The 24,337-nt window shown below is 62.9% G+C and carries 22 protein-coding genes and 1 pseudogene; 9 read left to right on the forward strand and 14 right to left on the reverse strand.

The features are described 5' to 3' along the window. Positions 1-60: 60 nt before the first annotated feature. The 5 genes from ABIF91_RS01445 (at position 61) to ABIF91_RS01465 (ending at position 4,594) form a co-directional block, all read left to right on the forward strand. Positions 61-1,356 (forward strand): ABC transporter substrate-binding protein, encoded by a 1,296-nt coding sequence (locus ABIF91_RS01445; RefSeq protein WP_028180229.1) that lies wholly within the window; start codon positions 61-63, stop codon positions 1,354-1,356. Between the two features lie 77 nt (positions 1,357-1,433). Further along, on the forward strand, positions 1,434-2,162 hold the full coding sequence (locus ABIF91_RS01450; protein WP_028180230.1) for an ABC transporter ATP-binding protein: 729 nt from the start codon (positions 1,434-1,436) through the stop codon (positions 2,160-2,162). 4 nt (positions 2,163-2,166) lie between these two features. Next, on the forward strand, positions 2,167-2,634 hold the full coding sequence (locus ABIF91_RS01455) for an ABC transporter permease subunit (RefSeq protein ID WP_051393935.1): 468 nt from the start codon (positions 2,167-2,169) through the stop codon (positions 2,632-2,634). A gap of 7 nt (positions 2,635-2,641) precedes the next feature. Next, on the forward strand, positions 2,642-2,965 hold the full coding sequence (locus ABIF91_RS01460; protein ID WP_424578709.1) for a hypothetical protein: 324 nt from the start codon (positions 2,642-2,644) through the stop codon (positions 2,963-2,965). Between the two features lie 15 nt (positions 2,966-2,980). Further along, positions 2,981-4,594, forward strand: coding sequence for a GMC family oxidoreductase (locus ABIF91_RS01465; RefSeq protein WP_035718183.1), 1,614 nt, complete (start codon positions 2,981-2,983; stop codon positions 4,592-4,594). Positions 4,595-4,739: 145 nt separating this feature from the next. Here the strand turns inward: ABIF91_RS01465 and ABIF91_RS01470 are convergent, their stop codons facing one another. From ABIF91_RS01470 to ABIF91_RS01500, 7 genes and pseudogenes are all read right to left on the reverse strand, one after another. Beyond that, on the reverse strand, positions 4,740-5,663 hold the full coding sequence (locus ABIF91_RS01470; RefSeq protein WP_028180233.1) for a helix-turn-helix domain-containing protein: 924 nt from the start codon (positions 5,661-5,663) through the stop codon (positions 4,740-4,742). Positions 5,664-6,090: 427 nt separating this feature from the next. Further along, positions 6,091-6,954, reverse strand: a complete 864-nt coding sequence (gene istB / locus ABIF91_RS01475; protein WP_038952122.1) for an IS21-like element helper ATPase IstB — start codon at positions 6,952-6,954, stop codon at positions 6,091-6,093. Then, positions 6,863-8,453 (reverse strand): annotated as a pseudogene (gene istA, locus ABIF91_RS01480) (IS21 family transposase). The gene istB (ABIF91_RS01475) and the pseudogene istA (ABIF91_RS01480) overlap by 92 nt, the downstream one beginning before the upstream one ends. A gap of 72 nt (positions 8,454-8,525) precedes the next feature. After that, entirely contained in the window at positions 8,526-8,954 is a 429-nt protein-coding gene (locus ABIF91_RS01485) for a DoxX family protein (RefSeq protein WP_424578710.1), read from the reverse strand. A 1-nt stretch (position 8,955) separates the two neighbouring features. Beyond that, positions 8,956-10,842: an amidohydrolase gene (locus ABIF91_RS01490; RefSeq protein ID WP_028181701.1), complete on the reverse strand. Its 1,887-nt coding sequence runs from the start codon at positions 10,840-10,842 to the stop codon at positions 8,956-8,958. Then, positions 10,839-11,129: a XapX domain-containing protein gene (locus ABIF91_RS01495; RefSeq protein ID WP_028181702.1), complete on the reverse strand. Its 291-nt coding sequence runs from the start codon at positions 11,127-11,129 to the stop codon at positions 10,839-10,841. The genes ABIF91_RS01490 and ABIF91_RS01495 overlap by 4 nt, the downstream gene beginning before the upstream one ends. A 28-nt stretch (positions 11,130-11,157) precedes the next feature. Beyond that, positions 11,158-11,808: a hydrolase gene (locus ABIF91_RS01500; protein ID WP_028181703.1), complete on the reverse strand. Its 651-nt coding sequence runs from the start codon at positions 11,806-11,808 to the stop codon at positions 11,158-11,160. Between the two features lie 286 nt (positions 11,809-12,094). On the opposite strand from ABIF91_RS01500, the gene ABIF91_RS01505 reads away from it, so the two are divergent. After that, complete coding sequence (locus tag ABIF91_RS01505; protein ID WP_028181704.1) at positions 12,095-12,919, forward strand: alpha/beta fold hydrolase; 825 nt, start codon at positions 12,095-12,097, stop codon at positions 12,917-12,919. 97 nt (positions 12,920-13,016) lie between these two features. Here the strand turns inward: ABIF91_RS01505 and ABIF91_RS01510 are convergent, their stop codons facing one another. The 5 genes from ABIF91_RS01510 to ABIF91_RS01530 form a co-directional block, all read right to left on the reverse strand. Next, positions 13,017-13,721 (reverse strand): alpha/beta fold hydrolase, encoded by a 705-nt coding sequence (locus ABIF91_RS01510; protein WP_035679545.1) that lies wholly within the window; start codon positions 13,719-13,721, stop codon positions 13,017-13,019. Positions 13,722-13,866: 145 nt separating this feature from the next. Beyond that, positions 13,867-14,304, reverse strand: a complete 438-nt coding sequence (locus ABIF91_RS01515) for a VOC family protein (RefSeq protein ID WP_080660067.1) — start codon at positions 14,302-14,304, stop codon at positions 13,867-13,869. A 169-nt stretch (positions 14,305-14,473) separates the two neighbouring features. Beyond that, on the reverse strand, positions 14,474-15,241 hold the full coding sequence (gene istB / locus ABIF91_RS01520) for an IS21-like element IS1631 family helper ATPase IstB (protein ID WP_424578711.1): 768 nt from the start codon (positions 15,239-15,241) through the stop codon (positions 14,474-14,476). Between the two features lie 4 nt (positions 15,242-15,245). Further along, positions 15,246-17,003, reverse strand: coding sequence for an IS21-like element IS1631 family transposase (istA, locus tag ABIF91_RS01525; RefSeq protein ID WP_100214066.1), 1,758 nt, complete (start codon positions 17,001-17,003; stop codon positions 15,246-15,248). 29 nt (positions 17,004-17,032) lie between these two features. Further along, the gene (locus ABIF91_RS01530; protein WP_424578712.1) at positions 17,033-17,509 is read right to left on the reverse strand and encodes a VOC family protein; all 477 of its coding nucleotides are present in this window, start codon (positions 17,507-17,509) and stop codon (positions 17,033-17,035) included. Between the two features lie 261 nt (positions 17,510-17,770). Between ABIF91_RS01530 and ABIF91_RS01535 the strand changes: the two genes are divergently transcribed. The 3 genes from ABIF91_RS01535 to ABIF91_RS01545 all read left to right on the forward strand — a co-directional run bounded on the left by ABIF91_RS01535 (position 17,771) and on the right by ABIF91_RS01545 (position 21,488). After that, the gene (locus ABIF91_RS01535; protein ID WP_050995057.1) at positions 17,771-18,655 is read left to right on the forward strand and encodes an alpha/beta fold hydrolase; all 885 of its coding nucleotides are present in this window, start codon (positions 17,771-17,773) and stop codon (positions 18,653-18,655) included. Positions 18,656-18,796: 141 nt separating this feature from the next. Further along, the gene (locus ABIF91_RS01540; protein WP_284279090.1) at positions 18,797-19,813 is read left to right on the forward strand and encodes an MBL fold metallo-hydrolase; all 1,017 of its coding nucleotides are present in this window, start codon (positions 18,797-18,799) and stop codon (positions 19,811-19,813) included. Between the two features lie 52 nt (positions 19,814-19,865). Then, positions 19,866-21,488 carry an MFS transporter gene (locus ABIF91_RS01545; protein ID WP_424579071.1) on the forward strand — a complete coding sequence of 541 codons (1,623 nt, stop codon included), beginning with the start codon at positions 19,866-19,868 and terminating at the stop codon, positions 21,486-21,488. A 103-nt stretch (positions 21,489-21,591) separates the two neighbouring features. Here ABIF91_RS01545 and ABIF91_RS01550 read toward each other — a convergent pair whose 3' ends face one another. Next, positions 21,592-22,272, reverse strand: a complete 681-nt coding sequence (locus tag ABIF91_RS01550) for a response regulator transcription factor (protein ID WP_035676010.1) — start codon at positions 22,270-22,272, stop codon at positions 21,592-21,594. 275 nt (positions 22,273-22,547) lie between these two features. Beyond that, complete coding sequence (locus tag ABIF91_RS01555; protein ID WP_028177867.1) at positions 22,548-24,119, reverse strand: Do family serine endopeptidase; 1,572 nt, start codon at positions 24,117-24,119, stop codon at positions 22,548-22,550. Between the last annotated feature and the right edge of the window lie 218 nt (positions 24,120-24,337).

Here is a 24,337-nt window from a genome sequence, read left to right on the forward strand (position 1 = left end):
CTCTTGCTTTAGAGGGAGGCGTCGGATTGTCCGCGCCATTGACGAGGGGTACTGACGATCATGATTGACCGACGTTCACTTCTCGGCGGCGTTGCCGCCGGCGCAGGTTCAATTGCAATGCTGGCGAGCCTGAATGGTGGAGCTCACGCCGCGGGAGCACCGGTCAAGATCGGCTCGGCACTGCCGATGTCGGGCTTTGCCGCCGCAGATGGCATCGAGTTCAAGAATGGCCTCACGCTCGCCGCCGAAGAAATTAACGCCGCCGGCGGCATCCTCGGACGCCCGATCCAGATCGAGATCGAGGACACCAAGGAGATGGGCGCCGACATCGTCACCCAGGCGATGCAGCGCCTGATCGATCGCCATTCGGCCGGCGCCATCATCAACGGCTACAATGTCGGCACCAACATGGTGGAGATGGATGTCGCCGCCGACAACGACGTCATCTTCGTGCACTACAACACGCTGATCTCGCATAACACCAAGTTCCTCAGCGACCCGCAGCGTTATTATTCGTGCTTCCAAGGCGACCCGCCCGAGTTCTATTACGGCCCCGGCTTCCTGCTGTTTCTGAAGTCGCTGATCGACAGCAAGCAGTGGAATCCGCCGAACAGGAAGATCGCGATCATCCCTTCGGCCAACGAGTATTCGATCGTGATCGCCAACGCGATCCGCGACCGGCTCACGGAGTTCGGCTTCGAGCTCGGGCTCTACGAGACGGTACCCTTCCCGACCAATCAATGGGGACCTACGCTTGCCAAGCTGCGCCAGAATCCGCCGGCTGCGATTGCGGTGACGCATTTCCTGCCGCAGGATCTGGCGCAGTTCATGACCCAGTTCCTGCCCGAGCCGACGCAGAGCCTGGTCTACATGCAGTACGGACCTTCGTTACCGGCGTTTCGCGAGATCGGCAAGGAAGCCGTCAACGGCGTGATCTATTCCACCGTAATCGGCTGCCTGCCGGATGAATTCTCCGCGGCCTACCGCAAGACCTATCGCGAGAAGTTCGGCGCCAAAGCTGCCTTCATCACGGGCTCGCAGACCTATGACGGGCTCTGGCACTACGCATTGTCGGCTGCGATCGCCGGCGGCGCCAGCGAGCCCAACAACAAGGAGCAGACCCGCAAGGTTTCGGAAGCGATGAAGCGGCTGATTTATCGCGGCGTCAACGGCATCTATCACGCCGATCCGAAGGGTCAGTCCGCGTTCTGCTATCCGACCCAGGTCAAGGATCCCTCGCTCGGGATGGCGCACCAGTTCCTGCAACACCAGGACTATCGCACCGATCCCAAGCTGATCGCGCCTCCGCTCTACGCCATCGACGCGATGAAGCTGCCGCCGTGGATCAAGGCGTGAGAGGCTGGCGCGGTGACCTCTCCTGACCAGACGAACGATCCAGGCCTTTTTCGTCAAACAGCCCGAGATGAGTGCTCATGGTTGATCGGTCGAACTCTCCCTGCCTCGTCGTCAATGGGCTCGTCACCGGCTACGACGGCCGTAACGTCCTCAACGGCGTATCGCTGTCGGTCGATCCGGGTGAGCTGGTCACCGTCGTCGGCCCCAACGGCCACGGCAAATCCACCCTGCTGCGTGCGATCTCCGGCCTGCTTCCGGTGCGCAAGGGATCGATATCGCTGAACGGCCGCGTGATCTCCGGCCAACCGGCGCATCGCGTGGCATCCAACGGCGTGATCCATGTGCCGCAGGGCGATCTGTTGTTTGCAGGGATGAGCGTGCTCGAGAACCTGCTGATGGGCGCCTATCTCGATTCCGATCAGGCGGCAGTGGCGCGGCGGCTCGAGATGGTGTTCACCCTGCTGCCCAAGCTTGCCGAGCGCCAGACTCAGATCGCCGCCAGCCTGTCCGGAGGCGAACGGCGCATGGTCGGCATCGGCCGCGGCTTGATGATGAACGGCTCGGTGATGCTGATCGACGAACCGTCGCTCGGCCTCGCGCCGATCATCATCGAGCAGATCTACGAGGTGATCGCGCGGCTGAAGGCGAGCGGCCGCACCATCCTGCTGGTCGAGGAGAACCCCGCCCGCGTCGCCGACATCGCCGACCGCATCCATCTGCTCGACAACGGTGCCTTCGTCTGGTCGGGCGAGCCGGCCGTGCTGCTGCAGCGCGACGAGCTGCTCGCAACCTATCTCGGAGGCTGACGACGTGGAGATCATAGGACCCGTACTCGTCTCTGGCATCACCACCGGCGCTCTGTACGCGCTGGCGACACTTGGTCTGTCGCTGGTCTGGGGCTCGCTCGGCATGCTCAACATGGCGCATGGCACACTGTTGACGCTCGGCGGTTACGCGGCCTTCACGGCAGCCAGCCAGCTCGGATTGCCGGTGCCGCTCGCGGTGCTTGCCGCTACCGCGGTCGGCGGCGTGATCGGGGCGCTGATCTTCGCGCTGGTCGCCTACCCGCTGTCGCGCCGCAGCCCGGAGACCTTTGAGACCACCAGCAATCTGCCGGGCGCGATCATCACCTCGTTCGGTCTCGCGATCGTCGAGGCGCTGGTCCAGTTCCTGGCCGGCGCGCGATGGGGTTTCCCTGCTCTGCTCGCCATCGTGATCCTGGTGCTCATCCGCCGGCCGGGCGGATTGTTCGGCCGGGTCGAAGTGCGGCGTCTGTGAGGTCCATGTGAAACGCGAAGATCTTGCCCACCTCCTGGTCGGTCCTGGCGTGCTGTCGTTCTCGCAGCTGTTCTTCATCATCGCCATGGTGGTCGTGGGCGGCATCGGCCGGCTGTGGGGGCCGCTGGTCGGCGCCATCGTGCTGGTGGCCGCCGACGAGGCGATGCGCGAGATCGGCGAATTCCACTCGCTCGGGCTCGGCATCATCATCGCCGCCGTCATGGTGCTGATGCCAAACGGGCTGATCGGCCTCTTTGAGAGCATCTGGGACCGCTTGCGCACGCGCAACCCCGGGATGACAGCAGAGATGTCCGGCGAAACGCCGGCGTGACCCATGGAGCGAGAGATGTACGATACGATTATCGTAGGCGCCGGTTCGGCCGGATGCGTCTTGGCCAACCGGCTGTCTGCAGATCCGGCCCGCAAGGTGCTGGTGTTGGAAGCCGGCCGCGCCGCGCCGTTGGCGTCGGACATTCCGTCAGACTGGCCGACGATGTTCAACACCGCGGTCGATTGGGGCTTCTACACCGAGCCGCAGGCCGGTTGCCGCGGCCGTCGCGTGTTCTGGCCGCGCGGCAAGATGGTCGGCGGCTCCGGTGCGATGAATGCGATGATCTATATCCGCGGCCTGCCCTCCGACTATGACGGCTGGGAAAAGGCCGGATGCACCGGCTGGGGCTGGCGCAAAGTGCTGCCGGATTTCATCGCCTTTGAGAACAATGCCGACTTCACTGACAGCCCGATGCACGGCACCAAGGGCCCGCTCTATGTCGCGCACGTGCCGTTCGTCGATCCGAACGAGCAGCTCTGGCTCGAGGCGGCCAAGGCCGCCGGTCATGCGCATAATCGCGACTTCAACGGCGAGAGCCAGGAAGGCGCTGGCTTCTTCCAATTCGTGATCAAGCAGGGCGAGCGCTTCGGCACCGGCAAGGCCTATCTGCGTCCGGCGCTGTCGCGGCCCAATCTCACCGTCAAGACCGGCGTACGCGTGATCCGGGTGGTCATAGAGAAGGGGCGCGCTACCGGCGTCGAGTATCTCGAGAACGGCCAGTTCAAGACTGCGCAGGCATCGAGCGATGTCGTGATGTCCTCAGGTGCGATCGGCTCCGCGCAGCAACTGCTGCTGTCGGGCGTAGGCCCCGCCGACGAGCTCAAGAACGTCGGCGTGACGCCGGTGCACGACCTGCCCGGCGTGGGCAAGGATCTGCAGGACCACATCAACATCCCCATTACCTTCTACACCAAGGAAAAGATCGGCGTCGGCGCCTGGACCGACGAGACCCTCGAGGCCAGCCTGAAGGAATGGCAGGACAGCCGCAGCGGTCCCCGCTCCTCGCCCTGGGTCGCGGCTGGCGCGCATGTCCGCAGCCGTCCGGACGTTGAGCCCGATCTGCAGCTCTATGGCGCGATCAGCCCGCACCGTGACTACGTCCGCTTCCTGTCCTCGAAGCCGGGCATCACCTTGCACTCGACATTGCAGCGGCCGAACAGCCGCGGCGAATTGACCTTGCGCTCGTCCGATCCGCTGGAATATCCGGCAATCGACCCGCGCTACTTCTCATCCGATCCGAGTGGCCGCGACATCGCAACGCTGGTCGAGGGCGTGCGCATCAACCGCCGTATCGCCGCGCAGTCACCGCTCAAGGAGCTGATCGAGACTGAAGTCACGCCGAGCGTGGAGGCGACCAGCGACGCCGACATCGCGGAGTATGTGCGCGGCCATTGCACCACGCTGTATCACGCCTCCTCGACCTGCCGCATGGGCAACGACAAGATGGCGGTGGTCGATCCCCAGACCTTCAAAGTGCATGGCCTCGAAGGCCTCCGCGTCGCCGACGCCTCGGTGATCCCGATCATGATCTCCGGCAACATCCAGACGCCGACGATCCTGATCGCCGAGCGTGCGGCCGCGGCGATCTGCCATGGCGACGTTTTTCAGGGGGAGCGTACCGGCAAATAAACTCTGCAACCAAACGAGCGATCGTCCTTATCGTTGGGGATGAATCAGAGCCCTTCCAATCCTGCGTCTGCTTTCAGACGATTGGAGACTGCCGGTCCTTCCGATGGGTCAAATCCGGATACTCCCCCTGCGAAGCGCGCCAGCCTTATCCTTCCGAACGAGCTCGGCGCCATAGGCCAGGGCTCGTGCCGACGCTGCGCGAAAACACTCGCGTAAAATAGCTCTGGTCGCCGAACCCGCAGATCAGCGCGATGTCCGCTAAGGAGAGCTTCGTGTCCGCCATCAGCCGCTTTGCCTCTTCGATACGAAGCCGTGAGAGGTATTCATGCGGAGCGACACCCGTGCTGCGCCGAAACGAGCGAGCGAAGTGGCTCGGAGTCAGCTTGCATTCGGCAGCGACGTCGGCGATCGTCAAGTTGCTTGAGAGGCGCACGCGCATGATCGCTTTGGCTCGGCGCTCCTGCCATGGAGCAAGGCCGCTTTCCTGGGCGCCCTTGCGCGCGCAAGCGCCATATGTCTGCGCAAAGTGGGCCAGCAAGCTCAAACCAAGCTGATCAATGAACAGACTGTTGTTGGCGTTCTCTTCCTTCAGTGCAGTCAAAAGCACACTGGATAGGGCGGAAAGATAGGGATCACGCCGACCACGATCCCAACTCAGGGTCGAAATTGGCTTCGTACCATTCTCGTAGGCAAATTCGTCGAGTGCGCGGCGCGGGATATAATATTGGACGGCGTCGACCGGACCTTTGAACTCGCACTGGGGAGTGTCACGCAAGTCAATGACGCTCACCGTCCCGGCCTGGAATGAGCCTGAATATCGCTGGCGCCCGGCGAGCCAGCAAGAATGCCGGTCCAGGTCGCCGAGTTGATGAAGAATGCTGAAGGCTTGCTCCGAGGGAATTGCGGCAGTCCGCTCCCGCAGCAGACGGTTACACGTCAGTCTCGTGACGGCAAGCGCGAGCTTTCCTTGACGGTTGATCTTGCGGAGACAATCGCCGTCCATACCGAGATGGGCGGCAAGTCGGCGACCATAGAAACCTTCGAATGAGCCGTCGCCTTCTTCGGCCATTGGAGTTCCCAGGATACCCGCAGACCCGGCCGATGGTTAGGTTCTGCTACACTCACTCGCCAGTAAAATGTTCCAAAAATCACCCCTCTCCGGCTCATAGAAGCAGTTTGCAGTCGCGGACTACCTGGGAATTTGCAAAATTTTGCTGGCCGCGACGCCTGCCAGGGAGGAGTATGGCGCATTATCAGGGCAGGAAACCCATGAGCGGCAATTTAACCCAGTTCGGCGAGGACTTGCGTCCTCATTTGCTCCGTTTGCAAGCCAGTTTGAATAACATCAACGGGTTGTTCGCATGCTGCCCGCCAACGGACGACGCCCAGTGCGCGGAGCAGCTCGAGAACTTGCGCGCGCTTGCCATTGAGTCTTGCGCGCGTGCCGGGAAGCTTCGCGAGACGCTCGAAGCCGGACTTGCACGCGATGCAGTTTGTCAATCGGCGTTTGACTGGGACCCCCTATCGGCCTCCAAAAGGGACCCCTTTGATCGGCGTGCTCTGCTGGTAGCGCTCGGGTCGTCGGAGCTGGTCGGGGTTGCGGAGACGGCGCGAGCGCGGGTTGTTTGAACATCGTCGCGGCTTTTGAATCGCCAGCTGTCGTTGCCGGTCTCGACGATGTCGCAGTGATGGGTCAATCGGTCGAGTAGCGCGGTGGTCATTTTGGCATCGCCGAACACGCTCGGCCATTCGCCGAACGCAAGATTTGTGGTGACAATGACTGAGGTGCGCTCGTAGAGCCGACTGATGAGATGGAACAAGAGCTGACCGCCGGATTGCGCGAACGGCAGATAGCCCAGCTCGTCGAGGACGATGAAGTCCATGCGGGTCAGATGCTCGGCGAGCCGTCCCTGCCGACCGTTGCGGGTTTCGGTCTCGAGCCGGTTGACGAGGTCGACGACGTTGTAGAAGCGTCCTCTAGCGCCATTGCGGATGCAACTTCTGGCGACGGCAATGGCCAGGTGTGTTTTGCCTGTACCGGTGCCGCCAACCAGCACGACGTTGCGTTGTTGGGCGATGAAGCCGCCGTCAGCGAGATCATTGACGAGAGTCTGATTGATCGGCGTGCCGTCGAACTGGAAGTCGGCGATGTCCTTGGCGAGCGGCAGCTTGGCAATGGTGAGCTGGTATTTGATCGACCTGGCTTGCTTCTCGTTGATCTCGGCGTTGAGCAGGTCGCCGACAATGCGCTGAGGTTCGTGCTGGCGCTTAACGGCAGTTGCCATGATCTCGTCGAAGGCAGCCTTCATGCCGTAGAGCTTGAGTTCGCCCATGAGGTCGAAGATTTGGGTTCGTTCCATCAGATGGTCCTCCGGAGGTTGTCGTAGCGGGCACAATCGGCGATCGGTGCATGACGGAGCGTCAGTGCGGCCGGCGTCATGATGTTGGCCGGTGGGGCGGGTTCACGTTGACGGGCCAGGATATTGAGAACGACATCGGCGGAATGAACGCCATGAGCGACCGCCTCGGCGCAGGCGGCTTCCACCGCGGGCAATCCGTCTGTCAGCACCGCATTGAGGATGTCGACCATCTGTCGATTGCCATCGTCGGCACCGGCGAGTTTGCGCCGTACACGCTCAATCGCTGCGGGCAGCACCCAGTCCTTGAAGGGAGCGCCATTACGCAAGGCACCGGGCTTGCGCACCAGCACGGGCACATAGTGCCAAGGGTCGTAGACCGTCTCGCCGCGACCGAATGATCGCGGGTGCTCGGCAACGATACGTCCATCCTGACGGATCACGATGCGATCGGCATAGGCTTGAACCTCGACCGGTCGTCCGACTGCGCTGGCTGCGACCGAGTACTTGTTGTTGTCGAAGCGCACCAGGCAGGTCTTCGAGACCGATGCCGTCACCGCATGGAAGCCGTCGAAGCGGCCGGCATAGGGAACGAGTTTGGGGCGTTCGGCTTCGAACACGTCCCAGATCGTCTGATCGGTCAGCTCCGGATGGCGATGAGCCTTGGCGTAGGCGATGCATTTGTCGAGCAGCCAGGCGTTTAACTCGTCGAGGGTTTTGAACCGCAGCCGCGGCGTGAAGAAGCGTTCCCGGACCAGCCCGACCTGGTTCTCGACTTGCCCCTTCTCCCAGCCCGACGCTGGCGTACAGGCGACCGGATCGACCAGATAGTGGCTGCACATCTGCAGGAAGCGGCGATTGTAGAGACGGCCTTTACCGACAAAGATCGTCTCCACCGCGGTCTTCATGTTGTCGTAGATGCCGCGGGTGCAGGTGCCTTTGAACAAGGCGAATGCCCGGTCGTGGGCGTCGAACACCATCTCCTGCGTCTCCCGCGGATAGGCCCGCACGAACAGCATGCGGCTGTGACAGAGCCGGACATGAGCAGCCTTCACCATCACCGTGGTGCCGCTCAGCAGGACGACCTCGTGGCTCCAGTCGAACTGGTAAGCTTCGCCGGGTGCAAAGCTCAGCGGCACATAAGCCGACGCTGTCGAGGTGCCGCGTTCCTTGCTCCACCGTCGTGCGTATCGACGAACCGCATCATAGCCGCCGGCATAACCCAGGCCGCGAAGCTCCTCGAATAGCCGGATCAGCGTCAGCCGTTCCCGCGCCGCCTTGCTCTCATTCCCTGCCAGCAACCGATCAAGCTCGGCACTCCAGGCACCCATCTTCGGGAGCGGCTGCGTCTCGCGCTCGTACCGGAACTCCGTCGCTTGAGAACGAATGACCTTGCGAACCACCTTCCGCGATACGCCAAGTTCTCGGCAGATCGCCTTGATCGGACGACCATCAACAAAGTAGGCGCGACGGATCTTACCAATCGTCTCCACCACCAGCATCCCAACCTCGGCTTCCATGACTCGATGGAAGCCACTGTGGACCCTTATCCCGGGGTCCCGATTGGATGCCGATCACCCCGAAAACGGGGTCCTTATTCCATGCCGAAACACAACGAGGACCAGCCCTGCGATCAATCCCAGATGTTCGAAGAAGCTGTTGGTGGCGACGAACTGTTCGTGACCGCTCATCGTCCAGAACGCATTCGCCGTGAGCATTGCCACGAAAGTCAACACCCCGAGGCCACCCGCTCCGAGCCAGACCAGCCTGTTGACGACCACGAGAAGCGAGCCGCCAAGTTCGATTGCGATCGCGGCCGAGGCCCATAACCATCCGGGATTGAGCCCGAAATGTTCCTGTTCGGCGATCGCGCCTGGGAAGTCGAACAGTTTCGCGAAACCGCCGAGGATGTAAGCGGAGACGAGGGCAAGACGGGCCGCATGCCCTAGAAGCGGCCAGCGGAGGACCGCCGCGATCCAGTGGGGCGTCGCTGCGCTCGCCATGTCAAACCGCCCAGCACGCGCATCCGAGAGCGCCCCAGAAGCTCCTGAGGTCCGAGACCGGCAAGCGGCTCGTAAAGGCCGACGCATGGTTGTGCCCGTGCACGCCACAGGAATTCGAGCAGCCGCACGCCTGCATGGTGCGGATCGCCAGACTGCCCTGCTTCCCGTTCGCCTTGTCGTCCGCCCAGGCGGCGTAGCCACCGAAGCGCCGAACGGGCGACCAGTCCGGCATTGCCGGCGGCGGCGTGACCGCCTCCAGTTTCGAGAAATCACCGGCTCCGTACACGATCCGGCCGCCGACCATGGTCAGCAGCGCCGTCGTGTCGGCGATTTCGGCTTCGCTGCAGGAGAAGTAGTCGCGATCGGGAACGACGAGGTCTGCGAGCTGACCGACCTGGATGCGTCCCTTCTTGCCCTCCTCATTCGAGAACCAGGTGACGTTCTCGGTCCACATCCGCAGCGCGGTCTCGCGATCCAGGCAGTTGCGCTGCGGAGTGATCCGCAGTCCACCCACGGTCCTGCCGGTGACGAGCCAGGACAGCGAAACCCAGGGATTGTAGGAGGCCACCCGGGTCGCATCGGTGCCGGCCGACATCTTGACGCCCTTGTCGATGATCTTCCTGACCGGCGGCGTCGCCTCCGCGGCACCAGCGCCGTATCGCTCGACGAAATATTCGCCCTGATAGGCCATCCGGTGCTGCACGGCGATGCCGCCGCCGAGCGCGGCGATCCTGTCAATCGACTGGTCCGAGATCGTCTCGGCATGATCGAAGAACCAGTGCAAGCTTTCGAGCGGCATGTCCTGGTTGACGCGCTCGAACACGTCGAGCGCCCGCGAGATCGTCTCGTCGTAGGTGGCGTGCAACCGCCACGGCCATCTGTTCTGCACGAGCACACGCACGACCTCTTCGAGCTCGCCCTCCATTTCCGGAGGCATGTCGGGGCGCGCGACCCGGAAGTCCTCGAAGTCGGCTGCCGAGAACACCAGCATCTCACCGGCGCCGTTATGGCGGAAATAGTCGTCGCCCTGCTTGTATTTCGAGGTCTTCGTCCAGTTCAGGAAGTCTTCCTTCTCGCCCTTGGGCTTCTGGGTGAAGAGGTTGTAGGCAAGGCGGATCGTCAGCAGACCCTCATCGCTGAGCTTCTGGATGACGGCGTAGTCCTCCGGATAGTTCTGGAAGCCGCCGCCGGCATCGATCGCGCCGGTCACGCCGAGCCGGTTGAGCTCTCGCATGAAATGCCGGGTCGAATTGACCTGGTAGTCGAAGGGCAATTTCGGACCCTTGGCAAGGGTCGCATAGAGGATGTTTGCGTTGGGCTTTGCGAGCAGCAAGCCAGTCGGGTTTCCATACGCGTCCCGTACGATCTCGCCGCCAGGCGGCTCCGGCGTATCCTTGGCGTAGCCGACGGCGCGCAGCGCAGCGGCGTTGAGGATCGCACGATCGTAGAGGTGGAGCAGGAATACCGGCGTATCCGGTGCGACCACATTGAGCTCGTCGATCGTGGGAAGGCGCTTTTCCACGAACTGATGTTCGGTGAACCCGCCGACCACCCTCACCCATTGCGGCGGCGGCGTGATCGCGACCTGCCTCTTGAGCATGTCCATGGCGTCAGCGAGCGACCGCACACCGTCCCAACGAAGCTCCATGTTGAAGTTGAGACCGCCGCGGATGATGTGGAGATGGTTATCGATCAATCCGGGCAGCACGCGACGGCCCTTGAGATCGACGATCTTCGTCGACGGACCTGCGAGCTTCATGACTTCGTGATCTTGGCCGACCGCAACGAAACGGCCGTCGGCAATCGCAACCGCCGAAGCTGTTGGGTTCGATCGGTCGAGCGTCGTGAACAGACCGCGATGCAGGATGATATCAGGCGCCGAGTTCATGAATGCTTCTCCGTTCCTTCAAGCGAAGAGGCGCTCTTCGCTTGGTCGCTGTGATGCCCCGGCAACATGCCGAACATGTGCGGAGCGCATTTCGCCTGGTGCCAGGCGCGGGCAAGACCGTTGCCGGCCAACAGCTGGCGAGCGACCGGCACGATCTGCTCACCGGCGAGGATGCCGAGAAGCCCGACCAGCGCCACGAGGGGTGGCGCCGGGGAGCGTACGTTGAGCAGGCTGTAGATCACGCCGACCAAGAGACCGGCGCCCAACGAGAGCAGATAAATCTTCATGGCATCACTCCCGGCCTGCGCTACGGCCTCAGGCCGCCTTGGTGCCGCCCTCAGATGCGTGTTCGCCGAGCGCCCACTTCGAGAAGCGAATCTGGATGCCGTAAGGCGAATGCTCGCGCTGGATGTCCATCATGCCTTCGTAGGTCTCGCTGCGCGCCCAGTCCTGCTGGAGTTCGTAGGCGTATTGCGACGAGGTGATCGGGATGGCGCCAGCCTGGATGGCGCGCTCCATGGCGCGATTGTGCGCCTCGAGCGACAGGTCGCCGCATGCATCGGCAGCGATGTAGATCTCGAACCCTTCGCGCATCATGTCCAGCGTTGGGAAAATCACGCACGCTTCGGTCCACAGGCCGGCCAGAACGAACTTCTTGCGTCCGGTCGCGGCCACAGCCTTGCGGAAATTCGCGTCGAGCCAGGAGTTCATCGAGGTCCGATCGATGATGTCGTGACCGGGAAAAAGGGACGTGACCTCGGGCATGAACGGCCCCGAGAAGGAGTCCCTCGCGACAGTGGTCAGCACGGTCGGGATCTTGAAGAGCTTCGCGGCCTTGGCGAGGATCTGGACGTTGTTCATCGTGACCAGGCGGTCGTGCGACTGGACGCCCTGGAACATCGCCGGCTGATAATCGATCAATGCAATCGCGCTGTTTTCAGGGGTGAGCATTTCGAGCTTGGACATCGTGATGGCTCCTTGCGATCGGCAGCTACGATGGGCCGACCGGGAATGGTTGCGAACGCCCGCATGGTGAGCAAATAGCCTTTTCGCGGCTTGGACGATCTTGTCGTGGCTTGGACTCCAGCGCGGTGATCAGCGAGATGCGGCTAATTGACGGAGCAGCCTCGACGGCCGACGCTCCGGGATCGCAAGCCAGTCCAAAGGGTGATCAAATCGTCCAAGCAGTTTCTTCGGGCCGCCCTCTATCGTCCACGGACACCCGCCCGAGGCGGCGAACCAGGAGAGAGCAATGCCTGCCATGACCACGAAAGATGGTGTCGAGATCTTCTACAAGGATTGGGGCTCCGGCCAACCGATCGTATTCAGCCATGGCTGGCCGCTATCCTCCGACGATTGGGACGCGCAGATGCTGTTCTTCGTCGCGAAGGGCTTTCGCGTGATCGCGCACGACCGCCGCGGTCACGGCCGATCGGCACAGGTGGCCGACGGCCACGACATGGACCACTACGCCGACGATCTGGCCGCCCTGACCGCGCATCTCGACCTGAAGAATGCCGTTCATGTCGGTCACTCCACCGGCGGAGGCGAGGTGGTTCACTACCTAGCGCGTCATGGCGAGAGCCGCGCCGCAAAGGCCGTGCTGATCGCTGCCGTCCCGCCCATCATGGTGAAGACGGCGACCAATCCGGGCGGATTGCCGAAGGATGTCTTCTACGGCCTGCAGCAGCAGGTCGCGACCAATCGCGCACAGTTCTACCGCGATCTGCCCGCAGGCCCGTTCTATGGCTTTAACAGGCCCGGCGTGAAAACGGTCGAAGGAATCGTCCAGAACTGGTGGCGTCAGGGCATGATGGGCAGCGCCAAGGCCCACTACGACGGCGTCGTGGCCTTCTCTCAAACGGACTTCACCGAGGACCTGAAGAAAATCAGCCTGCCCACGCTGGTGATGCACGGCGACGACGATCAAATCGTCCCTTACGCGGACTCTGGGCCGTTGAGCGCCAAGCTGCTCAAGAACGGCGCGCTCAAGACCTATAAGGGATTCCCGCACGGGATGCCGACAACGCAGGCGGAAACGATCAACGCCGATCTGCTTGCGTTCATCAAGGGCTGATGAAGGATTGTCACGGGCGATCGAAGCGATCGCCCGTGACATCGGTCAGGCACGTGCCGCCAAGGACGGAGACGGCCTTCAGATGGCGGGCCAGGTTTCACGCCTTCGCGGCGTTGAAGGCATCGACGATGACCGCCGCGACCGCATCCGGCATCGACAGCAAGGACATGTGACTTGCCTTCAGTTCGGTCGTCTTCGCCTTCATCGCCACCGCGAGATTGCGCTGCAGTTCGACACTCACGGCCCGGTCGTCGGCGGAAACGATGTACCAGGTCGGCCGCGAGCCCCAGGCAGCGGCGGTGATCTTCTCACCAAATGTCGTCTTGGACAGCGGCGCCTGGACTACCGCCAAGACGCGCGCGTCTTTCGCCGGAAGATCCTGGGCCACGTCGCTGATCCAACCCTCCTCGCTCAGCTTGAGGAAGCCGTCGCCGCTGTCGACGATTCGGGACAGTGCCGGCGGAGACGCATGCGCCCCGACCTGATCACCGACCGACTCGCCGGCTTTGGGGGCAAACGCCGCGACATAGACCAGCGCCTTGACCTTCGGATCGTTTCCGGACTCGGTGATCACTGCCCCTCCCCAGCTATGGCCGACAAGAACGACCGGTCCCTCGATCGCGGCGAGCACCCGCTTTGTGGCGGAGACGTCCTCTGCAAGCGACGTCGTCGGATTCTGCACGGCAACGACAGGAACGCCTTGATCCAAGAGGCGCGGAATGACGAGCCGCCAGCTCGAGGCATCCGCCCAGGCACCGTGAACCAGAACGACGGTGGGGCCGGCCGACGAGGCACTATCCATGATAATGAGCTCCTTTCAGATCCAAGTGGACGATAGGAGCCAGACGTAGGAAAGCGTCATGCCGTCTTCTTGTGCCTTCGGAAGGCGAATTGGACCTTTCTGCTCCGCCACACCAAATAGACAGTGGCCTCCGAACGAGCCACCACTAGTCCAGTGATGGCAAGATCATCTGCAATTCCTGCCGACGTTCCTCCAGAAAGCCCGGAAGCATCAGACGCTCGCCAAGGCGTTCGGCAGGCTCGTCGACCGCAAATCCCGGTCCGTCGGTTGCGATCTCGAACAGCACTCCGCAAGGGGCCCTGAAGCTGACGGCGGTGAGGTAGGTTCGCTCGATGGGCGCGCTGACCGAAATGTCGTAAACAGATCGGAGCTTCTGCACCATCACGGACCGATCGGCTTCGTCCAAGGCGCGGAAGGCGACGTGCCGGATGGTACCGCCGCCAAGTCTACCCCGAGAAGCCTTGCCTACGGTCCTCAAGGTGAGCGAACCGCCGGCCCCATCGTGCGCGACGAAACGGACCGACCGCTCGCGTCGCGCGACCGGCGTGAATCCAAACACATCCTGAAGGATGTCCGCAGTCATATCCTCTTCCCTGACGTCGAGTGTGACGCCCTGGAGGCCGCTGGGCGTTAGAGCACTGACATCGCCAGCCGCGCCATTGGCCGATTCCACAAGCCCCTGCGGGTCACTTCAAATTCCTCCGGGTGTGGTCAGTCAAATTCCTCCACCCGCGAGGCAGGACAAGGGACTGTTAGTTTGAGTTTGTTTCCCGGGCAAGAGCTTCAGCGGCTTCTTTGAGCCGATAGCTGCGTCCGTCGAACTCAAGCAGATGGCAATGATGCATAAGGCGATCGAGGATCGTCGTGCTCATAGTGTTGTCCCCAAGGTATGCCCCCCAATCCTGCACGACGCGATTGGAGGTGACGATGACGCTGCGGCGCAGTTTGTAACGCTGATGGATCAGGGTCTGCAGCAAAGTGCCGGCGGCGTCGGGGATGGCGCGTGCGAGGAATAGATCGTCCAGCACGAGGAGATCGCAGTCGATGATGGTTCGCAGCCGGACCTCGCGTTGTGCCGGAGAGTTCAGGGCGTAGCGGTGGAAGAAGTCGTCGGTCTCAAGATACTGGACCTTGTGGCTTTGCAGGATCGCCTGATAGGCAATCGCCTTGGCGATGTGCGACTTCCCGGTGCCAGGTTTGCCAACAAGCAGAGCGTTCTCGCCAGCGGCAATGAACGCCAGGGTGTGGAGCTGGAAGCAGGTCTGACGTGGCAGTTTGGGATTGAAGGACCAGTCGAACTCGGCGAGCGTCAGCTTTTCGTCGAGCCCGGATTGCTGGTATCGCCGCTCGATAAGACGGGACTGACGACGGTCCAGTTCATCCTGCAGGATAAGGGAGAAGGTCTCGAGGAAGGGCTGGTTGGCGCCCTGCGCCTGGAGCACGCGCGTCTGCAGCGTGTCGCGGACACCCGACAGGCGCAGCTGTCGTAGGCAACGCTCAATTTCCGGCATGGTCATCATGTGGCTAGGTCTCCAGTTTAAGGTGAGAAGGTGCAGCGGGAGCGCTCGTGGCGCCGGAGTTGGCCGGGGTTGCGCAGGCGACACGAGCGCGGATTGCCGTGGCGTGATCGTCGTGAGCCTCGGCCTGCCGACCATTGTCGTCGGCGTCGCGCCGCACAGCGCGGCTGAAGAGGTCGCCGTATTCCGCGGGGGTACGGATCAGCGGATGATCCTGGGTGAGCGGCGATGCCGGCTGTGGCGTCACTCCAACCTGCTCGATCGCCTGTTCGAACAACCGCTCGACGGTCGCACGCACGTGCTTGTAGCGGTAGATGCGGTTGTCGATGGCGTGCGCGCAGGCCTGCTCGACCAGCCGCGCCGGATACTTCCGGCCCAGCCCGACAATGCCCCACATCGCGCGCTGTCCGGGGCGCCCTTCGGTGTCGAACACCTGCTGGCACAAGGCCCTGGTCTGCGGTCCGATGCGCTCGGCGCTCGCCAGCAGCACGGCGGTTTGCCGCGACGGGTTGAACGGCCGTTCGCTGGTCGGCAGGACGACAGAACCGGGGTGCGCCATCCGGGAATGAACACGCAGCAGCGCACGGGTGTGGCGATCACGGATCTCGATCGTGGTGGTGTAGATGCGCACGACGACCTGGCTGCCGATCGGCGCGGGCCGCGCGGCGTAATAGCTGTTGTCGACGCGTACGGTGGTGTCGTCGCAGACAGTCCGGACGACTTCGGTGAAGATGCGGAAGGGAGCGACAGGCAGCGGCCGCAGGTGCGGCTTCTCTTCCTGGAACATCGCCTCGACCTGACGGCGCGTGCTGCCGTGGATGCGTTTGGAAGCCCAGTTCTCCTCCCAGTGCCTCAAGAACTCGTTTTGCGCCTCCAGCGTCTCGAAGCGCCGTCCGGCCAGCGCAGTGCCCTGGGTATGTTGAATCGCATTCTCGACGCATCCTTTCCGATTTGGATCGGCCACGCGCGCGGGATCGGCGACCACGGCGTAATGAGCCAGCATCGCGCTGTAAATCGGGTTGAGCTGGGGCTCGTACAAATCCGGCTTGAGGACGCCTTCCTTCAGGTTGTCGAGCACGACATAGCTGGGGACCCCGCCAAAATACCGGAACGCCTCTTCGTGGAGCTGCGCCCAGACTTGTTGGCTGGACTTCCAGACTACCCGCCGGAAGCTGCGCCGCGAGTAGCGTAGCGTCATCACGAACAGGCGGGGACGACGGTACCGCCCGCTCTTCGGATCAACCGTCGGCGCGCCCTCGCCATAGTCGACCTGAGCTTCCTCGCCGGGGAGGAACTCAAGACGATCAAACTGCTCAGGATCAGCGTGCCGCAACCGGCGCACAAACCGCTTGACACTCTGGTAGCTGGACGGAAAGCCAAATTGATCAACCAGGTCCTGGTAAATCGCCTGCGCGTTCCGCTTCAGCCGGACCTGTTCTTCGATCCACGTCCGATGCGCTTCGCAAGCCGAACGGGCCAGGCTGCTGGTGACCGTCGCTTCCGATGTCCCAAAAGCCGGTGGTCGGGGTGGAGGAATTTGGCCGTCCGCGCTCACCGAGCCGGTGGTCACTTCCCCGGGGGAATTTGCCTCCGCACCGGCCCGCAGCGCCTGATAACGCCGGATCGTCTTGCGATCGACACCCGTCAGCCGGTGAATCTCGCGCTGGCTGGTGTTGCGATCAAGTAATGTAAGTACGGTGCTTTGCAGATGTCGCTTCAAGACGTTCAACTCCCCGGCCCCTTGCTGGCTAAAGGGGTCGAACATAAACGTCCTGCCTGACCGGCTACTGCTGTTCAGCGGCGCTGACGGCGATCATCAGGTGGGGGAGTTTCAAGTGACCATACCCGGGGGATTTTGACCGACCCACGGGGCACAAGCGCGATGGCCGTGCCGTCCGGATCGAAGGTGCAGACCATGCGCTCGCCGAAGGACGAAACTTCCATCCGGCAGGCAACATCCAAGGACCTGAGCTTCTCCGACCAACCTTCGAGCGAACCGGGAGCGACGCGGAAGGCCGTCTGCACGACTTCGCCGACGCCGACCATTCCAGGCGTGACGCAGCTCCAGGCCAGCGTGCTCATCACCGCACCAGGACTGCCGGCGTCATTTCCATAATACAGATGATAGCTGCCCGGATCGTCATAGCAGACGGTCTTCTTGACGCGCTTCAAGCCCAACACTTTGCCATAAAATTCGGACGAGCGACGGACGTCACCGATGATCGCCGTGACGTGGTGCAGCCCCCGCGCGCTCACGTGGATACCATCCAATCAGGGCCCCCACTTCCCATTTGCAACGGTCCGAATTACGGCATATCCGGCAAGTTGGTTTCGTGCCGGTCGCGATCTTTCGGAACACACAACAGCCAAAAATCCGGCCAGTCTTGGACTCTTTACCGATTTCGCGACAGCCGGACGGACCATCCTCCCAGATTGCAGCGTTCAGCCCCTTCGGGCCGACGCAATCGTACAAACCGCAGCCAGATCCTTCAATCGATTCCCGGCGTCCCGGCGGATGCTTCGATTTCGAGAATGCAGCGCGAGATCCGGCCCTTGACCGAAATTCACACCAAGACGTGCCGTGCGAACGGCATCAGGCAGTTCTACCTTGAGGCTGGAGAAGGCCCGCCCGTTGTCCTGCTGCACGGCTTCCCGGAAACAAGCTTTGCCTGGCGCTTCCAGATTCCGCCGCTGGCTTCCCGCTACCGCGTCATCGCCCCGGACCTGCGAGGATACGGGAAGACCGACAAGCCGGCGAGCGGCTATGACAAGAGAACCATGGCGAACGACATCGTCGCGCTCCTGACCGAATTGGGTATCGGGCGGATCGCGCTGGTTGGGCACGACCGCGGCGCGCGCGTGGCGACGCGGCTGGTCAAGGACCATCCCGATCTCGTCGACCGGCTGGTCGTGATGGACAACGTCCCGACCCGGATCGTAGCCCGCGAGATGAACGCTCGCATCGCACAACAGTATTGGTTCTTCATGTTCCACCAGATTCCGGATCTTCCGGAGGCGCTGATCTCGGGGCGGGAAGACCTCTGGCTCCGCCACTTCTTCTCCGATTGGTGTCACGATCCTTCGACGATCACCGGCGAGGCGTTCGAAACCTACGTGAAAGCGTACAAGGCGCCGGGTGCCGTCCGTGGCGCGATGGCCGACTATCGCGCCAGCGCCGAAGACGTCGCGCAGGATCTCGTCGATGCCGACAAGAAGATCGGGTGTCCCGTCCTGTCGCTTTGGGGCGAAGACTTCGCCGCGGTCGGCGGTCTCTTCGACATGAAGGCGATCTGGAGCGAAATGGCGGACAATCTCACCACGGCTCCTATCGAGCGCTGCGGTCATCTTCCCCAGGAGGAACAGCCCGAGGTCGTCAACAAGCTGCTGTTCGACTTCCTCGACGATTGGAAAGGCTGAGCGTCCGGCGAGAAAGTCCAATACGCCTTCAGCTCAGACAAGAAAGGCCGGCTTCATCGCCGGATAATGAGCACGCGGAGGCCGAATCGTTCTCGCTCCGCCGGCCGACTGCGCTCCGTAAGATCGGGACAAGAGGACAACATGCGATTCTCGTGGTTCGCTACGCTGCCATGGCTCCTCCTGCTGGCCAGCCCCGATGCCGCGGTAGCGGAGGCGCCGCAAGTGAGAACCCAGGCTCCCGGCTTCTACCGAATGATGCTAGGGCGCTTCGAGATCACCGCCTTGCTCGATGGCACGCACGTTTTCCCCGTTCCGACAGTGATGACCCGCAACGAGACGCAAGCGGGTGGCGAGCGACGGGCGGTGATGCTGAGTGACGCTCACCCGGGCCTGGCGGATGCTCTTCTCGCCGGCGCGAATCTCGGAATACCGCTCGAGGGCTCGATCAACGCCTTCCTCATCAACACAGGCAACAAGCTCATCCTGATCGACAGCGGCGCCGGCAGCCTCTACGGCGCCTGCTGCGGACATCTGCCGGAAAACCTGCAAGCGGCCGGCTATAGGCCGGAACAGATCGACGAAATCTATCTGACGCACCTTCACGCCGATCATGTCGGAGGCATCGCACCCAACGGCAAGCCGGCCTTTCCGAACGCGATCGTTCGCGTCAACCAGAAGGATCTCGACTACTGGCTCGATGCCAAGAACGAAAACGAGGCGCCGAAATTCCTGAGGCCCATGTTCGAGGGCGACCGAGCGTCGCTGAAGCCCTATATGGATTCCGGACGCGTCCGGACGTTCGTCGATGAACAGGAGTTGTCGCCTGGGATTCGTGCTGTCCCTACCCCGGGTCACACGCGAGGTCACACGTCATTCGCGGTCGTCAGCGACGGGCAACGGCTGCTGGTCTGGGGTGATCTGGTTCATGTCGCCCCGATCCAGTTTCCCGAGCCTAGCGTCACCGTAACGTATGACAGCGATCCAATGTCCGCGGAGGCCAAACGAACGAAAATGTTTGCGAAGTCCGCCCAAGACGGTAGCTGGGTCGCAGCGGCGCACATCGCTTTCCCTGGCTTAGGGCACATCCGATCGGCGGACGGGCACTTCGAGTGGATACCCGCCAACTACACCACAGTTCTGAAGCCGCCTCATGAATGAAGCGCTCGCCCTCCCGCAGCGAGACGATACAGCAGGAAGTCAGTTGAGCAGCATGCCTCCTACCGAAAAGCCCGAGTCCCAGGAGGCCGTCAGCGCCTCCCCATGGATAGCTTTTCGGCACAGGGCCTTCAGTGTCGTCTGGATCGCCACTGTCATCGCCAATACTGGAACGTGGATGTACAACGCGGCATCCGGCTGGCTCATGACGAGCCTCAGTCCCGATCCGCTCATCGTCTCGCTGGTTCAGGTCGCGAGCAGTCTCCCGATGTTCCTGTTTGCCCTCCCGGCCGGGGCGCTGGCCGATATCGTCGACAAGCGCCGCTTCCTGATCGGCTGCGAGATCGCCCTGACCGTGGTCGCGGCAGCAAGTGCGCTTCTGGTTTGGATGAAGCTCATGAGCCCGGCCATGCTTCTCTTCTTCACATTCGCGCTTGGGGTGGGCGCCGCGCTTACCGCCCCGGCCTGGCAATCCATCGTGCCTGAACTGGTGCCGAAGCCGGCCCTGCCAGCAGCAGTGGCGAGCAACGGGGTCGGGGTCAACGTCAGCCGCGCAATCGGTCCGGCCCTCGGCGGCGCGTTGATCGGCGTTCTGGGTATCGCTGCTCCATTCTGGATCAACGCCCTCAGCAATTTCGCCGTGATCGGGGCGTTGCTCTGGTGGAATCCGCAGTCATCACAGGCGAGCCGGCTTCCTCCGGAGAGGCTACTGGGCGCTATGCTCATCGGCTTGCGTCACGTCCGGTACAATAGAGAGCTCCGCGCGACGCTCGTCAGAGCTGTCGCGTTCTTCTTCTGCGCGAGCGCGTATTGGGCGCTGCTTCCTCTCGTCGCTCGCGACCAGATCGCGGGCGGTCCGGCGCTCTACGGCATCCTGCTCGGCGCAATCGGAGTTGGTGCAGTGATCGGAGCTTTCGCGCTGCCGGCGGCCAAAGCCGCCCTTGACGCTGACCGTCTGGTCGCTGCAGGCACATTCGGCACGACGGTCAGTCTCGTCCTGATAGGCCTCGCGCAGCGGCCCGCGATGGGACTGCTCGGGTACGTTCTCGCCGGCATGTCCTGGATCGCCGTCCTGTCTTCGCTGAACGTATCCGTTCAGGTCTCCCTGCCGGATTGGGTGCGCGGACGAGGACTGGCGATGTTCGTAACGGTGTTCTTCGGCGCGATGACCGCTGGCAGCGCCTTCTGGGGACAGCTTGCCTCCCCGGTGGGCTTGCCCGGTGCCCACTTTGCGGCCGCAGCCGCCGCGATCGCCGGGATCGCGCTCACCTGGGGATGGAAGCTCCAATCAGGCGCGGGGCAGGATCTCGCGCCTTCAATGCATTGGCCCGCACCAGTCTTCTCGAACGATCCCGACAGTGATCGCGGTCCCGTGTTGATCACGGTGGAATACCGGATCGATCCGGCCAAGCGAGAATCGTTTCTGCATGCGATCGCTGGCCTGGAGCAGCAACGACGGCGCGACGGGGCCTATTCGTGGGATCTCTTCGAAGACGCCGCCACGAGCGGTCGCTACCTCGAGACATTCAAGGTAGCCTCGTGGCTCGAGCACCTTAGGCAACACCAGCGCGTCACAAACGCTGACCGTGTCATCCAGGATGCGATCCGCAGCTTCGACGCATCAGGCGCTCCAACCACTACGCATTTCATCGCCACCGATCTTCGGGTGCGCGATTAAGTGGGCTCATCCCCTGCGGCGATCAGAGGCCGGAAGGATCGGATCTGGCCAATCCGGCAATCCAGAATCATGACGCTTGAAAAAGTGAAACAATCACTGGGCCTTATCTGATCCCGTCACGGATCATGTATCCGGCGCCGCGGATCGTGTGCAGCAGCGGGCGCTCGAAACCCTTGTCGATCTTGGAGCGGAGCCGCGAAATGTGCACGTCGATCACGTTGGTCTGGGGATCGAAATGATAATCCCAGACGTTCTCGAGCAGCATGGTGCGCGTCACCACCTGGCCGGCGTGCTTCATCAGATATTCGAGCAGGCGGAATTCGCGCGGCTGGAGCGTCAGCTCGTCCTTGCCGCGGGCGACGCGATGCGACAGCCGGTCGAGCTCGAGGTCGCCGACGCGGTAGAGCGTGTCCTCGGCGGGGCCGCCGCGGCGGCGCGACAGCACTTCGACACGGGCCAGGAGTTCGGCGAAAGAATAGGGCTTCGGCAGATAATCGTCGCCGCCGGCACGCAGGCCCTTGATGCGGTCGTCGACCTGCCCGAGCGCGGAGAGAATCAGCACCGGCGTCGTGTTGCCCTTGTCGCGCAGTGCGCCGATCAGCGACAGGCCGTCGCGCTTGGGCAGCATGCGATCGACCACCAGCACGTCGTAATCGCCGCTTTCGGCCATGGCGAGGCCTTCCTCGCCGTCAGCGGCGTGGTCGGCAATGTGTCCGACTTCGCGAAACGCCTTGGCGAGGTAGTCGGCGGATTCGCGGTCGTCTTCGATGATGAGGAGGCGCATCGTGCGTTCGGCGGCGGTCAAGGAGGTCACCCTTCTCTAAACATGGCGCGAGCGGCAACGGCATGCAAGCCGAGCGGGACAGTGTCGAAGCAGGAAAAAGGCGGGCGGTGAAGCTGGGGGGACCTCACCGCCCTAGGCCTTCCGACGGAGGGGGGCGTAATTCCACCGGAAGGTAGACAGGGGAAGCCAGCGTTGCGCTGCTTCCCCGAAGGGCACCGGCGGCGGGGGCGACTGATGCCGGCGATACCCTTCATCTCGTAGGCCTCCTGATGGCCTCAGCCCTTGGCGAGGGGCACCGCGACGAAGCGCGACTGGCCGCCGCTCTTCACGCGCATCAGGACGCTGTTCTTGTTGTCGGTCCGCGCTGCGTTGATGGCATCACGGACTTCGCCCGCGGTGGCCACGCTCTTGCCGCCGACCTCGAGGATCACGTCGCCTTCCTTGAAGCCGCGTTCGGCCGCGGCGCTCTTCGGATCGACCTCGGTGATCACGACGCCCTCCTTGCCGGCGCCGGCCACCGAATTGGCGGGGGCCACGGTCATGCCGAGCTTGGGCACGTCGGTGCCACGATTGGCACCCTTGCCGCTATCCTTGTCGGCCTTGGCCTCGACCGTATTCGGCAGCTGGCCGAGGGTGAGGTTCACGACCTTGTCCTGGCCCTTGTGGAGCACGTTAAGCTTCACGGTCGCGCCGGGCGCCATGCCGCCGATGGTGCGGGCGAGCTCACGGGCGTCCTTGACGGATTCACCGTTGACCGCCGTGATCACGTCGCCGGACTCGATACCGGCCTTGGCCGCCGGACCGTTGGCCTGCGGTTCCGCCACCAGCGCGCCTTCGGCCTTCTTCATGCCGAGGCTGTCGGCGATGTCGGAGGTCACGGGCTGGATCTGCACGCCAATCCAGCCGCGGCTGACCGAGCCCTTGTCCTTCAGCTGCGCGACCACGCTCTTGACGGTGTTGGCCGGGATCGAGAACGCGATGCCGACGCTGCCGCCGGACGGCGAGTAGATCGCGGTGTTGACGCCCATCACCTCGCCGTTGGTATCGAAGGCGGGACCGCCGGAATTGCCCTTGTTCACGGGCGCGTCGATCTGGATGAAGTCGTCATAGGGTCCGTTGCCGATATCGCGGCCGCTGGCCGAAACGATGCCCGCGGTCACGGTGCCGCCGAGGCCGAAGGGATTGCCGACCGCAAGCACCCAGTCGCCGATCCGCGGCTTGCTGTCGGCGAGCTTGGCGAACGGGAAGTTCGAGCCGCCCTCGACCTTGATCAAGGCGAGGTCGGTGCGCTGGTCGGTGCCGATCACCTTGGCGGTGTAGGTCTTGCCGTCATCGGTGGTGACCTCGACCTTGTCGGCGCCGTCGACCACGTGGTTGTTGGTTACGGCATAGCCGTCGGCCGAGATGAAGAAGCCGGAGCCCTGGCCCTGCACGACGCGGCCACGACCTCCCTTCATGCCCGGGAAACCGTCGGGACCGCCGAAGCGGCGGAAGAAGCGCTCCATCGGCGAGCCCGGCTGGAACGGCGAGGTGGAATCATCGCCGTCATCGTTGCTCGCGATCTTCTCCTTGATGTTGACCTTCACCGAGATCACCGACGGCTTCACCCGCTCGACGATATCGGCAAAACCGACGGGACGCTCAACCTGTCGAACCTCGTTGTTGACCTGCGCATGCGCCGGGCTCGAGAACAGGTCCGCCGGCGAGGTCGAAGGGCTGAAGCCGTAGACAGCCGCGCCGAGGCCGGCGACGACCGAGGCCATCAGCGCAAGCTTGCGCGCAGAGAACACCGACCGGCGCGGCTGCCGGTACGACGGAAGGTTCGAAAGGTCGGGACGCTCGGTCATGCAGAAATCTCCAGGGCCTTGAATTCCTTTGGTGCGGGATGCCAGCACCTTACGGACCTGAACATGGGGGCTCGCGCCTTACCGTGCGCTGGCGGCGGGGTTAAACTTTCGTAATGAAGGGGTGCGTGGATGCGGCAGTTCAGCGCACGTCGAAAATCGTGGTTCTACAGGAACTTAACCGAATTCCTGGAACTGCGCCCGAGCGCGATATTTGGCTC

The organism is Bradyrhizobium sp. USDA 241, assembly GCF_049739505.1.
In the GTDB taxonomy this organism is placed as follows: Bacteria; Pseudomonadota; Alphaproteobacteria; order Rhizobiales; family Xanthobacteraceae; genus Bradyrhizobium; species Bradyrhizobium liaoningense.

Excerpts from the sequence above, each read along its gene's own strand:
- ABIF91_RS01535 (WP_050995057.1), top strand. The coding sequence starts at position 17,771 with ATGCAGCGCGAGATCCGGCCCTTGACCGAAATTCACACCAAGACGTGC.
- istA (WP_100214066.1), bottom strand. The coding sequence starts at position 17,003 with ATGTTCGACCCCTTTAGCCAGCAAGGGGCCGGGGAGTTGAACGTCTTG.
- istB (WP_038952122.1), bottom strand. The coding sequence starts at position 6,954 with ATGGAACGAACCCAAATCTTCGACCTCATGGGCGAACTCAAGCTCTAC.
- ABIF91_RS01465 (WP_035718183.1), top strand. The coding sequence starts at position 2,981 with ATGTACGATACGATTATCGTAGGCGCCGGTTCGGCCGGATGCGTCTTG.
- ABIF91_RS01515 (WP_080660067.1), bottom strand. The coding sequence starts at position 14,304 with ATGACTGCGGACATCCTTCAGGATGTGTTTGGATTCACGCCGGTCGCG.
- ABIF91_RS01485 (WP_424578710.1), bottom strand. The coding sequence starts at position 8,954 with ATGGCGAGCGCAGCGACGCCCCACTGGATCGCGGCGGTCCTCCGCTGG.
- ABIF91_RS01505 (WP_028181704.1), top strand. The coding sequence starts at position 12,095 with ATGCCTGCCATGACCACGAAAGATGGTGTCGAGATCTTCTACAAGGAT.
- ABIF91_RS01510 (WP_035679545.1), bottom strand. The coding sequence starts at position 13,721 with ATGGATAGTGCCTCGTCGGCCGGCCCCACCGTCGTTCTGGTTCACGGT.
- ABIF91_RS01490 (WP_028181701.1), bottom strand. The coding sequence starts at position 10,842 with ATGAACTCGGCGCCTGATATCATCCTGCATCGCGGTCTGTTCACGACG.
- ABIF91_RS01470 (WP_028180233.1), bottom strand. The coding sequence starts at position 5,663 with ATGGCCGAAGAAGGCGACGGCTCATTCGAAGGTTTCTATGGTCGCCGA.
- ABIF91_RS01450 (WP_028180230.1), top strand. The coding sequence starts at position 1,434 with ATGGTTGATCGGTCGAACTCTCCCTGCCTCGTCGTCAATGGGCTCGTC.
- ABIF91_RS01500 (WP_028181703.1), bottom strand. The coding sequence starts at position 11,808 with ATGTCCAAGCTCGAAATGCTCACCCCTGAAAACAGCGCGATTGCATTG.
- ABIF91_RS01550 (WP_035676010.1), bottom strand. The coding sequence starts at position 22,272 with ATGCGCCTCCTCATCATCGAAGACGACCGCGAATCCGCCGACTACCTC.
- ABIF91_RS01540 (WP_284279090.1), top strand. The coding sequence starts at position 18,797 with ATGCGATTCTCGTGGTTCGCTACGCTGCCATGGCTCCTCCTGCTGGCC.
- ABIF91_RS01445 (WP_028180229.1), top strand. The coding sequence starts at position 61 with ATGATTGACCGACGTTCACTTCTCGGCGGCGTTGCCGCCGGCGCAGGT.
- ABIF91_RS01495 (WP_028181702.1), bottom strand. The coding sequence starts at position 11,129 with ATGAAGATTTATCTGCTCTCGTTGGGCGCCGGTCTCTTGGTCGGCGTG.
- istB (WP_424578711.1), bottom strand. The coding sequence starts at position 15,241 with ATGATGACCATGCCGGAAATTGAGCGTTGCCTACGACAGCTGCGCCTG.
- ABIF91_RS01545 (WP_424579071.1), top strand. The coding sequence starts at position 19,866 with ATGCCTCCTACCGAAAAGCCCGAGTCCCAGGAGGCCGTCAGCGCCTCC.
- ABIF91_RS01555 (WP_028177867.1), bottom strand. The coding sequence starts at position 24,119 with ATGACCGAGCGTCCCGACCTTTCGAACCTTCCGTCGTACCGGCAGCCG.